We start from the raw sequence: 13,841 nt of genomic DNA, 5'->3' as shown, positions 1-13,841 counted from the left end.
TTAGCCGAGCTCCTTTGACCAATTGATAGCGCTGACGTAGATGCCAAGGGGATTTTTGCGTAGGCGATCCAGATCGCGAGGCATTTCCACGACGATGGTAAGGATGGCAGTCCACCGTTCCGTTGCGGCAAGTTGGCCGTTATCGTAGCGGCGCTCGATCCAGGCGAGGCGAAAGCTCTCAGGCGAGGCTCGGATGACGCTCGAGACCTCGATCGCGATTTGAGACTTTCCGAGCTTAGCGAAGGGGTCGTTGTTGCGGGCATAGTCGTTGAGCGCGGCGGCGCCGCGATCGGTCGTGAAGTCGTAGGCACGCAGCCAGTTCTCGCGGAGGACAATCGCGTCCATCGGCAAGCCGCGGACGTGCTCGATGAAGCGCGCCAGGTGAAACGCTATTTGAGGGTCCGTCGGCTGGTAGGCAGCATTTGCAGGGGCAAGTGCTTTCGCTTCACCCAATTGATCGACCTCAACCACCCAGGGCGTGATCGTGCCATGGGCTGATTGCCAGACCAGAGCTCCAGCAAAGCCCGCGGAGAGGAACAGGCAGCCGAATGCCATGAGCCGCCAGTTCTTGGCCTGGACTCGTGCTGCACCAATGCGGTCATCCCAGACTTGAGCTGCGCGTTGATAGGGCGTGACCGGCTCCGGCGTGCGGCCATAGTGAACGGCCGATCGTTTGAACATTTGTCTGACCTCAAGGCATGGTTGGAAATGGATTTTGGAGAGACAGCGAACTCAGCGATTGTCTTGTGAGAGGTCCACCGATGCGCCGCTCCCGCCGTGATCGCCTGACCGAACCGCGTGCGTGGCCGCTGATGCTCCCTGTTGGATGGTCTGCGCACGCTTCATACGCCGAACCCAGGCTGGCGGGCTGTCGGGGGCGGCCGAGGAGCCCCCCTCCTCCTGACCGACATGACCAGTCGCTCGCCCAAGGCCGGCTGCGAGCGAACGCAAGGGACTTGCCGCGCCTGGCGCGCTCGCCTCGACGCCGGAGCTTCCCGCCCGCAACATGTTCGTCGCGCCACTTGCAATCGCGCTTCCACCGCGCAGCGAGCCCGCAATCGCGCCGGCGGCAAGACCTGCAGCGCCGGCGGCAGCGCCAGCTCCTGCCGCGATCACCCCACCGGCAGCGAGGCCCGTGCCGACGGCGGTGCCTGCGCCAAGCTGCGGACCTCCGGAGACGATGCCATTGGCGATACCGGGGCCGAAGATGCCAAGGCCCAAGAGGGCGAGCGCGCCCAGGACAAGTGCCATCGCATTCTCGATGGTCGGCTGGTTGCCGCCAAAGCCGCTCGTGAACTGCGAGAACAAGGTCGACCCGATGCCCACGATGACGGCAAGGACCAGAACCTTGACCCCCGATGAGATGACATTGCCCAGCACCCGTTCAGCCGCAAAAGCGGTCTTGCCGAACAGGCCGAAGGGGATCAGGACGAACCCGGCAAGTGTCGTCAGCTTGAATTCGATGAGGGTCACGAACAGCTGGATCGCCAGGATAAAGAACGCGAGCAGCACCACGGTCCAAGCAAACAGCAGGACCACGATTTGCACGAAATTCTCAAAGAAGCTGACATAGCCCATCAGCCCAGAGATGGAGTCCAGGATTGGCCGGCCTGCATCAAGGCCTACCTGCGCAATGCGGCCCGGCCTTAGGAAATCTGCTGACGAAAGGCTTGTCCCTGAGGCTTTCAGACCTAACCCCGCAAAACTTTCGAAGACGATCCGGGCGAGGTTATTCCAATTGCCAATCAGGTAAGCAAAGACGCCGACAAACAAGGTTTTCTTGACCAGCCGGGCGATGATGTCCTCGTCCGTTCCGAATGACCAGAACAGGCCAGCCAGGGTGATGTCGATTGCAGCCAGCGTTGTGGCGACATATCCGACTTCGCCCCCGACCAGACCGAATCCGGAATCGATGTAGCGGGTGAAAGCTTCCAGAAACTGGTCGATGACGCCCGTGCCGCCCATGGCTCACTCGCTTTGGCTCGGAATGGAGGGAAAGCCGGACGGGAGGCGACCTTCGTCTTTACGCGGGACTGGAGAGGGGAATGGCGCCGCGCCGGTCCGGCTATGCGAACCATCAATTGACCTGCTTCCGCCTAAGAACTGATTGCGCTGCTCGGCCCAGATCTTCTGGCATTCAGGCAGAGCGTCTTTCTGCTCGTAGGTGACGGTACGGCATTGCTCGAGCTTTGCTGCGGTCAAATCCGGTTTTGAGGCTAGAGAGACGGAAGACTGGGTCGCGCTCTCGTCGGTGCGCAGGCGAATGGCGCAGGCGGCAACCAACAGGACAGCAAGACCAGCTGCTGCCGCGACAGGTAGTCGTTCAAATCGTATTTTCATGATCAGTGGAACATCTGCACGGTTGTCGGTTGATAGTTTTGGCCCGGATTGAGAAAGCGCCGCAGCTGCTCCCTACCCTGCTCCTGCGCTGCAGCCCGTTGGGCGGATTCGAGCGTCTGTGCGCGACCTTGCGCGGCAACAGTCGCCGTAAGGTCCGCAAGCTGCTGGGCTTGCAGCGCAAGGAGCTGGTTGCCGGCCTGACTTGCCTGGAGCGCACCCGCTGCGCCCTGGCTCGCCGTCACGAGGGCGGACATCTGGATGCGGTTGGCGTCGAGATTGCCGACAACGCTCGCTTGGACCCTCATGGCGTCCTGCAGCCCGGCAACTGAGTTCTGCCAGCGTGTTTGGGCATTTGCGACCAGGAGCCCATCGGACATGCTCGCCGATGCCGGCGCATAGGTGGTGGAAAACGCGCGATCGATCTGCTGGACGTCGTAGGCAATCCGCTGCGCCTGCGAGAGTAGCTGCTGGGTGCGTTGAATCGACTTCTCGAGCTGTTGCAAGGATGAATAAGGCAGGCTCGCCAGGTTCTTCGCCTGATTGATCAGCATCTGCGCTTGGTTCTGGATCGAAGTGATCTGATTGTTGATCTGCTGCAGCTCACGCGCGGCCGTCAGCACATTCTGAACGTAGTTGTTGGGATCGAACACGATCCACTGCGCCTTCGCTTCGCGGGGCGCTTGGATCATGGTCATGGCGATGATACTTGCTGCCAGAAGCGGGCGGATACAGCTCATCAGAGCGCTCCTTGTTTGGCGAACTGCGGAATGAGATTGCAGGCCCAGCCGAGGTCGCGCGCCTTGAGCCAGCCGGTGACGAACTCGTCCCTTCCGTGCTCGGCAAGCACCCGATCAATCAAAGCCTGGTCGGCTTTGGACGAGGCGGCCGCGAAGGCGAGCGCGATTTCGCCAAGTCCGAGCTCGAACAGGCGGTTGCCGCGGCGCGATTGGCAGTAGTAGTCCCGCTTCGGAGTGGCGCGGGCGAGGATCTCGATCTGCCGGTCGTTCAGCCCAAAGCGACGGTAAATCGCCTTGATCTGCGGCTCGATGGCGCGATCGTTTGGCAAAAGGATGCGGGTCGGGCAGCTCTCGATGATGGCAGGCGCGATTTTGGAGCCATCGATATCGGCAAGCGATTGGGTCGCAAACACGACCGAGGCGTTCTTTTTGCGGAGGGTTTTGAGCCACTCGCGGAGCTTGCCGGCAAAATCGGCGTCATCGAGCGCAAGCCAGCCTTCGTCGATGATGAGCAGTGTCGGACGGCCGTCAAAGCGGTCCTCGATCCGGTGAAACAGATAGGCCAGAACTGCGGGCGCGACAGAGGTCCCAATCAATCCGTCGGTCTCGAACACCTGGACGGAGGCTTCACCCAGCCGTTCATATTCGCCGTCGAGCAACAGGGCGTATGGACCACCGAGGCAGTAGGGCTGCAGCGCGCGCTTGAGAGCGTTGGACTGCAGAAGAACGGAGAACCCAGTCAGAGTCCGCTCCTTAACTGGTGCCGAGGCGAGTGAGGTCAACGCCGACCAGACATGATCCTTGGTCTCAGGGGTGACTTCGATCCGCTCGCGCGTCAGGATCGATGCGATCCAGTCGGATGCCCAGCCTCGCTCGCCGACATCGTCGATGCCTGCAAGCGGCTGGAGCGAGACGAATTCTGAGGATTCCAGGGCGCCGCCGAGATCATGCCAGTCGCCCCCCGTGGCGATGGCCGATGCGCGGATCGAGCCTCCGAAGTCGAACGCAAAGATCTGCGCCTCGCGATAGCGGCGGAACTGCAGCGCCATGAGCGCGAGCAGCACCGACTTACCGGCGCCCGTCGGCCCGATGACCATGGTGTGGCCGACATCTCCGACATGCAGCGAAAACCGGAATGGCGTGGAACCCTCAGTCTTACCGAAGAACAATGGGGGCGCGTTGAGGTGGTGATCCCTCACCTCTCCGGCCCATACGGCAGATTGCGGGATCATATGGGCGAGGTTCAGGGTCGAGACCGGCGGCTGGCGGACGTTTGCGTAAGTTTGTCCCGGCAGGCTGCCGAGCCAGGCTTCGACGGCATTGACCGTCTCGGCCATGCAGGTGAAGTCGCGGCCTTGGACGACCTTTTCGGCGAGGCGGAGCTTTTCGTCGGCTGCGCGAGGATCCCCGTCCCAGACCGTGACCGTTGCCGTAACGAAGACCTGTGCGATCTGATCCGAGCCCAATTCCTGGAGCGCACTGTCGGCGTCCATCGCCTTGTTGTGGGCATCGGTATCCAGAAGCGCGGAGGCCTCGTTCGTCATCACCTCCTTCAGGATCGCCGCGATCGACTTGCGCTTGGCAAACCATTGCCGCCTGATCCTGGTGAGGAGCTTTGTGGCATCTGTCTTGTCGAGCATGATCGCCCGCGTGGACCAGCGATACGGGAATGCCAGCCGGTTCAGGTCGTCGAGAATTCCGGGCGTGGTCGCGGTCGGAAAGCCCACGAGCGTCAGAACGCGCAGATGCGCCTCGCCCAGCATGGGCTCGAGACCTCCTGTCAGGGATTGATCGGCAAGCAACGCATCGAGATACATCGGAATTTCTGGCACGCGTACGCGATGCCGTTTGGTCGAGACCGTCGAATGCAGGTAGGTCAGCGTTTGCTCGTCATCGAGCCAGCCACATTCCGGCATGAAACCCTCGACGATCTGCAGGACGCGGCCGGACCGGTCGACAAAGCCGGCAAGTACCTCGCGCGCATCCGCTCCCGCAGCGCGATGGCTGCCCTCGTACAGCAGGCGCTCCGCCACGGCCGCACTCTCTGCCGGAGGCAGATAGAGGAAAGTCAGATAGTAGCTCGACTCATAGTGGCTGCCGGCCTCCTCGAATTGCGCTTTCCGCTCCGCATCCACCAGCGCCGAGGCGACGTCCGGGAATGTATCCGGCGGATAGCGTCCTGCCGAATGCCGTTGCGCCTCGACGAAGACGGCCCACCCCGATCCGAGGCGACGGAGCGCATTGTTGAGGCGGCCTGCGACAGCAACAAGCTCGGCCGGCACTGAGCTGTCGAGATCCGGCCCTCTGAACCGGGCCGTTCGCTGAAAGGATCCATCCTTATTGAGAATGACGCCCTCGTCGACCAGGGCCGCCCAAGGCAGGAAGTCGGCAAGGCGCGTGTTTGAACGGCGATATTCGGCAAGATTCATCATAGGCAACTCTAGGACCTGAGGTGGCTTGGAATACGGACGTGCCGGCGCACGACTTCCACGAAATCGGGATCGCGTTTTGCGGCCCAGATGGCGGCCATGTGGCCGACGAACCAGAGGAGAAGGCCGGCAACCCACAGGCGCAGCCCAAGACCGAGTGCCGCCGCTAACGTGCCATTGGCGATCGCCACGGCGCGCGGCGCACCGCCCATCAGGATAGGCTCGGTGAGCGCACGATGCACGGGCGCGATAAAGCCTGCGACAGGCTCCTCCATTAGATCACCACGCCGCCGCCGAAGGAGAAGAAAGACAGAAAGAAGCTTGATGCCGCAAAGGCGATGGACAGACCGAACACGATCTGAACCAGGCGACGAAAGCCACCAGACGTGTCGCCAAATGCGAGCGAGAGCCCGGTCACAATGATGATGATGACCGCAATAATCTTGGCGACGGGACCCTCGACCGATTGCAAAATCTGGTTGAGCGGTTGCTCCCACGGCATATTTGAGCCAGCGGCGCCCGCCGGGATACTGCTCAGCCAAAGGGTCACAATTGCCGTGGCCGGAATGCTGGCGCGCCGGAGAGATGAAGGCATCGTCATGATCGGTCTCCAATTGCAGAAAGGCTGTAATCACCTGATGCTTCTAAGCCGGTAACGCGGGCGAGCTCGCTCAAGCGGCGTTCGGCGCCGCGGCCGCTGAGCACCGCGATTACGTTGATTGTTTCGGCGATAAGCGGCCGGGGGACTGTGACGACAGCTTCCTGGACTAGCTGCTCGAGTCGGCGTAGCGCCCCGAGCGCCGTTCCGGCATGGATCGTGCCGATTCCGCCCGGATGTCCGGTGCTCCAGGCCTTGAGCAAATCGAGCGCCTCGGCTCCGCGCACCTCACCAATGGGAATTCGATCGGGGCGCAGACGAAGCGACGAACGGACCAGGTCGGAGAGCGAGATCAAGCCATCCTTCGTGCGGAGCGCCACGAGGTTTGGCGCCAAGCACTGAAGCTCGCGCGTATCTTCGATGAGAACGACACGGTCAGTCGTTTTAGCCACCTCGGCGAGAAGGGCATTGGTCAGTGTCGTCTTGCCGGTCGAGGTGCCGCCGGCGACCAGAATGTTCTTGCGCGCGCAAACTGCATCCCTCAATGCACCGGCCTGATCCGGCGTCATAATGCCGACTGCGACGTAATCCTCGAGGCTGAACACGGCGACCGCCGGCTTTCGGATCGCAAATGTTGGCGCGGCCACGACCGGCGGCAGCAGCCCCTCGAATCGCTCCCCCGTCTCGGGCAGCTCGGCAGAAATCCGTGGGCTCCCGGGATGAACCTCGGCACCCACGTAGTGAGCTACCACGCGGATGATTCGCTCTCCGTCAGAAGGGGATATATTCTTGCCTGTATCCGTAAGGCCGCTCGACAGTCGGTCGATCCACAGTCGGCCGTCGGGATTGAGCATCACCTCGACGATTGCCGGATCTTCCAAAAACCATGCGATGGCGGGCCCCAACGCGGTACGCAGCATACGCGCTCCGCGCAAGTTCGCTTCTGAATCAAAAGAATGGATCGCCACGATTTGCCCCAAGCTGCTGAGGCCGCTTCGGCGCCCTCATCTGAAGGCAAATAAAAGATAGGTCGTGTCTTACCGCAACAAAGGGAATATGCCGTTCGAAGTCTAGCGTAGAAAAAGGAACATTTGAAAAGAGCGCCGGCTTGACGCGCCGACCCCTCGACGGCGAGGCGAGAAATCGACCACTGTCGCTGCCGCGCGTAGGCACGATTGAGCTCCCGCTTTTGGAGGACGCTCAAACCCGGGATAATGAACCACATCAGCCGGCGGGCTGCCGCAGGTACCAATGCCGACGCTGGTCTGGTGCACCACCGTGAGCGTAATGACCCTGCACCATTCCCCCTGGAATCAGGCTGGCCCTGTACTGCACGACGATTGCCCCCCAGAATGCAGACATTCAAAGAGTGATTTCTAGTCCGCAATGGCCGAGCTGAGATCGCAGGTCTACTTGAGCTGCGCGTGTAGCGAGACATGGTCGAGTTCACCTTCCCACCACGACACAAACACCGCGGCAATACCGTTTCCGATAATGTTGGTAAGCGCGCGCACCTCGCTCATGAACTTGTCGATCGAGAATACGATCGCAATGCCCGGGACGAGGTCAGGACTGACCACGGTCAATGTTGCGGCCAGTGTGACGAACCCGGCACCGGTAACACCACTTGCGCCCTTCGAGGTGAGCATCGCCACAACCAGTATCGTGAGCTGCTGGCCGAAGTCGAGATCGACCCCGAGCGCCTGCGCGATGAACAAGGTCGCCAACGTCATGTAAATGTTCGTCCCATCCAAATTGAAAGAGTATCCTGTCGGCACCACCAGGCCAACGACCGGCTTGGAACAGCCCAGCCGTTCGAGTTTTTCCATCAACTGCGGCAGCGCGCTTTCGGACGACGACGTTCCGAGGACGATCAGCAGCTCATCCTTGATGTAAACGATGAACTTTAGAATAGAAAAACCGACCAAGTGCGCAACCAGACCAAGCACAATGATCACGAAGAGCCCGGCTGTCACGTAGAACAGCGCAACCAAGCCGATGAGTTTACCGAGCGCGGACGGTCCGAATTCGCCGATAGTGTAGGCCATGGCGCCGAACGCCCCGATTGGCGCTGCCTTCATCACGATCCTAATGACACCAAACACCGCGTGTGCAGCATCGTCGACCAGACTGCGCATCCGCTCACCCCGCTCGCCAAGCGCCATCAGCGAGAACCCGAATAGGATGGCAAACAGCAGCACCTGTAGCACGTCGCCTCGGGCCAGAGCGCCAACTACGCTATCCGGAATAATATTAAGGAGGAAATCGACCGCCTTCTGCCCTTCCGCTCTTTTGACGTAGTTGGCTACCGCCGCGGCATCAGCCCTGGGAGCCAGCCCATGGCCGGCCTGAACGAGATTGCCCATCACGAGACCCAGGATCAGCGCGAAGGTTGAAACGATCTCGAAGTAAAGCAGCGCCTTGACGCCGACTCGGCCGACCTTTCGTGCATCCTGAACATGCGCAATGCCGGACACAACAGTGCAGAAGATGATCGGCGCGATCACCATTTTGATCAGCTTGATGAATCCGTCGCCAAGCGCTTTGACCCAGCTGTTCGTTCCCACAGCAGGCCACAACCAGCCAACGAGAACGCCAATCAGGATCGCGATGAGTACCTGGACATAAAGAACATTGTACCAGGGGCCGGATGGCTGGAACAGGGCGGCGGCTTTGACAGAGCGGCGCTGGCGGTTATTGTGCATCACGCTCGACCCGGCGCCGTGGTACCAAAGAGGGGTGACAATGAAGGCACGGCTTCGCTCAGTGTTACCTTAGCGCGGCGCGCACAGGGCACTGACCGCTTTAAACGACCCCGTCCGTTGCCAGGGTTTGCCGCCTCTCCCGAATGGGCTTGTGGCCAACGCGAAACGAAGTGCTGAATCCCTTCTGAAACCAGCCATAAAAACTTAAGAAAGCTTCCTTGAGAGTTGGAATGCATCAACGTCACCACCCATTTCAATCTTTTTTGGTTGTTCGAAGATGCCACCAGCATCTTATAAGACGCCACCTTTAGCAGCCCGCGACCACTCTTCACCTGGACAGGCATTCTCGCCGCTATCGCACCGGATCGCGACGTACGTTGAAGAAACATTCATCGTAGAGAAGTTGTGGTGGTGCGGCTCGCCTGCGTTCACCCCTCACTCATCCTATCCTCACCTCAGGTGAATGCCCCGACATCCCCAAAGGCATCGACGTCGATCGCAAAACCACAAGGGCCGAGAAGACATGGCCAGCAGCATTGCTCACGCTGCCTCCCTTGGCGATCCCAGTTGCGGCTTTTCGGGAGCTGTGTTTTGCGGTGTCGAACAACACTCCTCGTAACAGAGCTTCTCACTCCTGTAGCTCGCCAAGGCCTGGAGTGAGCACTGCACGAGATCCCGTTTCGCTACATCCGAGGCAGGCGCTGCATCCAGCCATTTCAGCGCCACCTCGACCAATTCGATCGCGCGATCCCTGTTACCGGTCTCGTAATAGTACCGAGCGACCGCCCCGTACGAGAGAAACTTCGCGCCCTCGCTGCCTTGGGGCGGATTCGCCGCCAGGATGTGTTCGGAGAGGTCCTTGCCCATGGCAAAGCGCTCGGCATGTGGAAAACCGGAGTAGTCTTTCGCGGGGTCGAAGAGCTGGCGGATGGCCACGCTCATCCAAACCACGGATTTCTTGTCGATCGCATCGCGAACCAATTGGCGCAATACCGCCAGGCCGGCCCGCATGTCGCGTATCTTGTGAAGCAACAATTCCGCATGAAGCCCACGAAAGGTGACATCGTCCGGCATCGCAGCGAGTGCCTCCTCAACCCCTGAAAGGGCTGCCGCCCAATCCTTACTGTTCATGGCGGCTTCAAGTCTGGCAAAGATCGGCTCCACCAGCGCTCGCTTCTGCGATAGTTCGCGCTTTCTGCGTCGACCCTTGGTTATCCTCTCCGCATCCAGGGCTTGGGCTTCGTCGCTCACTGCCCAGGAGCCGTCAAGAACTTTGGGCAACGCGTTATCGAATTGCGTCGGATGGCCGATAAAGGCGAAGCGGCCGTCACGATCGATCACGAATGACGAGGGAATCCCGACAGAAAAGCTGGGATCCATCCAAAGCTTGTTCATTTCGCCGGCGTAGTCGAATGCGATCGCGAAGTTCAGATTTGGCAAGCTCTTCGTCAACCAAGCGTCCAAGCTGGCTCGCGCTTCATCTGCCGTCGAAGCTTGTTCGTGAGCCGCGATGCCCACCACCTCAACTCCGCTGCTCCTGTATTTGCTTTGCAGGATCACCAAATTCTGCATCGAGGCGATACATGGTCCGCACCACGTCGCCCAAAACTCGATAATGTATACTTTCCCAGGTTCGAACGTTGTAACGGGCTGGCCACGTAGCCAGTCCTCAACTTTGATGGAGGGAGCCGGCGAACCGACTCTCAGCACATTCTCCGCACCGACTTGACTTGCGCTCTCAGTCACACTGGTCATTGCTCAAATTCGCTTTACCTGGCTCTGCGGAAAACAACAGCAAGTCGCATGCCAGCCAGCGCTCATTGATATTACGCATTTTTCGTATCTTTCCTGTCGACCTTGTGACGCATGTCGCATATCCGACCAGCTGTTTGGAGCTTCTCAGGCAATCAGTCGGCCGGACGTTCTTGACGCGCCTGTAGACCGGCGAGGCGGGTCAGGCAGAGGGCCGACTTCACCACTCCACATCTTGATCGGTTTTCAGGATAACCATTTCGGCGATCGGGATAATGACGTGAACTGACCTGCTTTGGCCCGTCGACTTGCGCTTGAGGGCGATCTCAGATTTCCAAATCAACTCTTTGAGCCGAGGGGCGATGAACCAGACCAGGGCGACCAGCTGCAGCACAACATTGATACTGAACGCCGTCTGATACGCGATTGAGGGGTAGTGTCCGTCCTTTGCCGGCCATTGCGCGAGAATTAACCCCGTCCCGTACTGGACGAGGAAAGCCCACCCGAAATGCAGAACGTTGAGCACGCCGTTCGCGCGCGCGATCAGTTGGGCCGGAAAGTAATCTCCGATGATCGCGTAGCTGAGCACGATTGCTGATCCGACCACCGCCACAATGATCCACGACGGTAGCGACGGAAATGGCGGATGCAATATCAGCGCGAGTTCGGCTGCAATGAACACAGCAGCTATGATTGCGAGCAACGTTTCAATGTTCTTGCCATGCCGACGCAGCGAATCGGCGACCACGCCGAGCAGCAATGCGCCAATGCTTAGGGCTATCGCCATGACGAGCAATTGTGTGACAAGGCTTGTTCGATCCAACCCTTCCACATCGTTCAGCCAGGACGCTGCCCACAAGGACTGCAGGGCCCACGCGGACCCAATACATGTTGAAGAAATCGGCGCAATTCTCCAGAACCGCCCATCCGTATAGACGGTCTTCAGGCTGACCGTTCCTGGAGGGCTCTTCGCAGTTGCCTCATGCTCTGGAACCAAAAAATAGATCGAAGCGGCCGCGGAGGCACTGGATGCGGCAAGCAGCTCAAATAGACCGCGCCAGCCTATCCAATTAAGCAATGCCTCGGCTGGTGCGGTTGCCGTTACCGCGCCCAGTGCACCCAGCATGATCATACAGCCGTTGATGAGCGCCACGCGCTCTCTCGGAAACCAGAGCACGACTGTTTTCAGGCCAGACATGAGGGAAGCTGCGGTGCCAAATGCTATCATCGCGCGAGCAACCAGAAGCGACAGAAATCCACTCGATAATCCGAAAAGCGCAGCGCCTGCTGCAGCCAGCAGCAAGAGCGCACCCTGGACTCGGCGCGGACCGAAGCGATCCAAGAGCATGCCCATCGGAATCTGGCTGCCGGTAACGACCAGAAAGTAGATCGAGCCCAACAGCCCCAAATCGGCCGTACCAAGCTCCAATTCAGACGCGAGGCGGCCACAAATTAGCGTGTTGATCATCCGAAACAGGTAGGAAAGATAATATCCCGCGGCAAAGGGAAGGAACACGCAAGAGATGATCCGCCAGCTCCAACCCCGGTTGACCGGCTTCTCGCCTGATATCAGCCCAGCGGCATCGCTGCGCGTGTTGCTCGGAACGCGGCCACTGGCTTTAACACAAGGCGTTGGCAGCTGTCGAAAGTTGATATTGCTGCCGCCCTCCTCGGCGACAGCACACGCCTCTGAGTTTTCACCTACGACGGCCACACAGTGGGGTTCTTCTTCAGCTGGCGCTCGTCGAACGGCGCGTGACGCTCCGCCTCCCATTTCAGACCCGGATCGGCTGGAATTTCCCGAGCGATCAATTGCCTCCTGCAGCAAGGGGCGGCCAAACCGTACGCGACGATCGACCTGCTCGGCAAACGCCTTGAAGCGCTCGAGCCCGAGTACGCACGCCTCGTCCTGCTTGGATGGCGGCATCGGCGGCGTCAGCGTGAGGTGGTATCGCACATGGAGAGCCACTATTTCCGCGATCATCGCGATGTCCGTCCGCAGACTGAGCACCTGCTCATTCGTTCGCTCGATCGCCTCGAAAACAAGGCCCTCTATAGGCGGCGCCGGATCCAGGAAGCGCTCAAGAGCCGCCTCGATGGCGACGCTCTTGCCCATACCAGCGCGCTCAGTCGCGGCTTGGAGTCGCTGAAAAATGCACTCAGAAAGTTGAATCGGTATCTTTCTGGTCTGCTGAGCATCGCTTGGACTCGGCTGCGCGTCTACCTCAGCTTCATTCCGACTTGAGGTCGGTTCTCCCCGGCGCTCGCCGCTAATCTGCATACTCCAGCTTCCTTCTCTCTGCGACTGCACACCGCCCGCGCTTGCACGCGCGTGGTTTGTATGTTCGGTCGAACGGATGAATCGCGCTGCGATGACGCACGACAAAAGCGTCGAGACCGCATGCCGCTTCAACCGCGGGGACATTCTGGTCGCAGTCTGGCGTACCGAAAGAAAGAAACGGCGGACTCTCAAAGACCAGCGCCAGACGTCTCGTAGCCTCTTGTCCCTCTAGACTGTCAGGTCGCCGACAGACGAGCGATTTCGCGGACGGTGCGTGCACCCTTACTTGAAATCGAAAAAGTCACCGATCCAAAAAAGAGGCGCAGGCGCAATCTAGACATCGCCCTCGCGCCCCCGACGTCGCGAACGACCCCCGCGGACGCACCGGCGTTGTTCCCTATGGGGTGAGGCGCCTCATAAGAAGCGCACCAGCTCATGCGCGCGACCACAATACACCTGCGCCTCACCGATTTCCGGCATGCATCACCAGCGTGCGATAGGACTTACAACCGTTCGCGTGCCGCGCGTCCAGCCCAGCTCACGGCCGTTGAAACGTATCTGCTGGCCCGGTGCGACCACTCACTTCTCGGGGCCTTAGGGGAATGGTCGGCCGCACTGGCAGGCGGCTAAATCGCGTAGCGGGTCCCCCTCGCTACGGCAGACGTAGCGCTCGTTGTGCCCGTCCTCGCCAGCCAGGAGATCCATCGCTCCCTCCGCACGCCGGGCGTTGCTTCCGCATCTGATGGAGGACTGCCATGTGAATTGTCCCTGCCGACAGCGAGCTTACTCGCGCCAGATCGGCTGTTACAGCACGTCGCAGCACATTCCGCGCAAGGCCACTGCTCGCCCGCCTTGACGTCGGAGCGGCCGATGTACTTAAGTGCATCCTGGTAGCGTTGAGTTGGGGCACACCATGGATGTTGAGTTCTACAGCTTTGCATAGCGGGCGCGCGATCTGGCCGGTAAGGCCGACCCGTTCACGCGAAAGCGGCTTCTGGT

The 13,841-nt window shown here is 60.1% G+C and carries 11 protein-coding genes; all 11 read right to left on the bottom strand.

What is annotated here, in order from left to right; translation table 11 throughout:
- Positions 1-681 carry a conjugal transfer protein TrbF gene (gene trbF, locus IVB12_RS32750; protein WP_247305798.1) on the bottom strand — a complete coding sequence of 227 codons (681 nt, stop codon included), beginning with the start codon at positions 679-681 and terminating at the stop codon, positions 1-3.
- Positions 682-732: 51 nt separating this feature from the next.
- The gene (gene trbL / locus IVB12_RS32745) at positions 733-1,965 is read right to left on the bottom strand and encodes a P-type conjugative transfer protein TrbL (RefSeq protein WP_247305796.1); all 1,233 of its coding nucleotides are present in this window, start codon (positions 1,963-1,965) and stop codon (positions 733-735) included.
- Positions 1,966-1,968: 3 nt separating this feature from the next.
- Entirely contained in the window at positions 1,969-2,340 is a 372-nt protein-coding gene (gene trbK-alt / locus IVB12_RS32740) for a putative entry exclusion protein TrbK-alt (protein ID WP_247305793.1), read from the bottom strand.
- Positions 2,341-2,342: 2 nt separating this feature from the next.
- The gene (trbJ, locus tag IVB12_RS32735; protein WP_247305790.1) at positions 2,343-3,077 is read right to left on the bottom strand and encodes a P-type conjugative transfer protein TrbJ; all 735 of its coding nucleotides are present in this window, start codon (positions 3,075-3,077) and stop codon (positions 2,343-2,345) included.
- Positions 3,077-5,509, bottom strand: coding sequence for a conjugal transfer protein TrbE (gene trbE, locus IVB12_RS32730; RefSeq protein ID WP_247305787.1), 2,433 nt, complete (start codon positions 5,507-5,509; stop codon positions 3,077-3,079). The genes trbJ and trbE overlap by 1 nt, the downstream gene beginning before the upstream one ends.
- Positions 5,510-5,517: 8 nt before the next feature.
- Positions 5,518-5,781, bottom strand: a complete 264-nt coding sequence (locus IVB12_RS32725; RefSeq protein WP_247278017.1) for a VirB3 family type IV secretion system protein — start codon at positions 5,779-5,781, stop codon at positions 5,518-5,520.
- The gene (locus IVB12_RS32720; RefSeq protein ID WP_247305829.1) at positions 5,781-6,101 is read right to left on the bottom strand and encodes a TrbC/VirB2 family protein; all 321 of its coding nucleotides are present in this window, start codon (positions 6,099-6,101) and stop codon (positions 5,781-5,783) included. The genes IVB12_RS32725 and IVB12_RS32720 overlap by 1 nt, the downstream gene beginning before the upstream one ends.
- A 2-nt stretch (positions 6,102-6,103) precedes the next feature.
- The gene (trbB, locus tag IVB12_RS32715) at positions 6,104-7,024 is read right to left on the bottom strand and encodes a P-type conjugative transfer ATPase TrbB (protein ID WP_247305784.1); all 921 of its coding nucleotides are present in this window, start codon (positions 7,022-7,024) and stop codon (positions 6,104-6,106) included.
- Positions 7,025-7,513: 489 nt separating this feature from the next.
- The gene (gene dctA / locus IVB12_RS32710; RefSeq protein WP_247305782.1) at positions 7,514-8,809 is read right to left on the bottom strand and encodes a C4-dicarboxylate transporter DctA; all 1,296 of its coding nucleotides are present in this window, start codon (positions 8,807-8,809) and stop codon (positions 7,514-7,516) included.
- Between the two features lie 540 nt (positions 8,810-9,349).
- Positions 9,350-10,564, bottom strand: coding sequence for a TlpA disulfide reductase family protein (locus IVB12_RS32705; RefSeq protein ID WP_247305780.1), 1,215 nt, complete (start codon positions 10,562-10,564; stop codon positions 9,350-9,352).
- A gap of 217 nt (positions 10,565-10,781) precedes the next feature.
- Positions 10,782-12,029: an MFS transporter gene (locus IVB12_RS32700; protein ID WP_247305827.1), complete on the bottom strand. Its 1,248-nt coding sequence runs from the start codon at positions 12,027-12,029 to the stop codon at positions 10,782-10,784.
- Positions 12,030-13,841: the final 1,812 nt, after the last annotated feature.

Source organism: Bradyrhizobium sp. 179 (assembly GCF_023073535.1).
Taxonomy (GTDB): domain Bacteria; phylum Pseudomonadota; class Alphaproteobacteria; order Rhizobiales; family Xanthobacteraceae; genus Bradyrhizobium.
The sequence above is the reverse complement of the archived record's forward strand: the minus strand, read 5'-3'. Positions and strand labels throughout refer to the sequence as shown.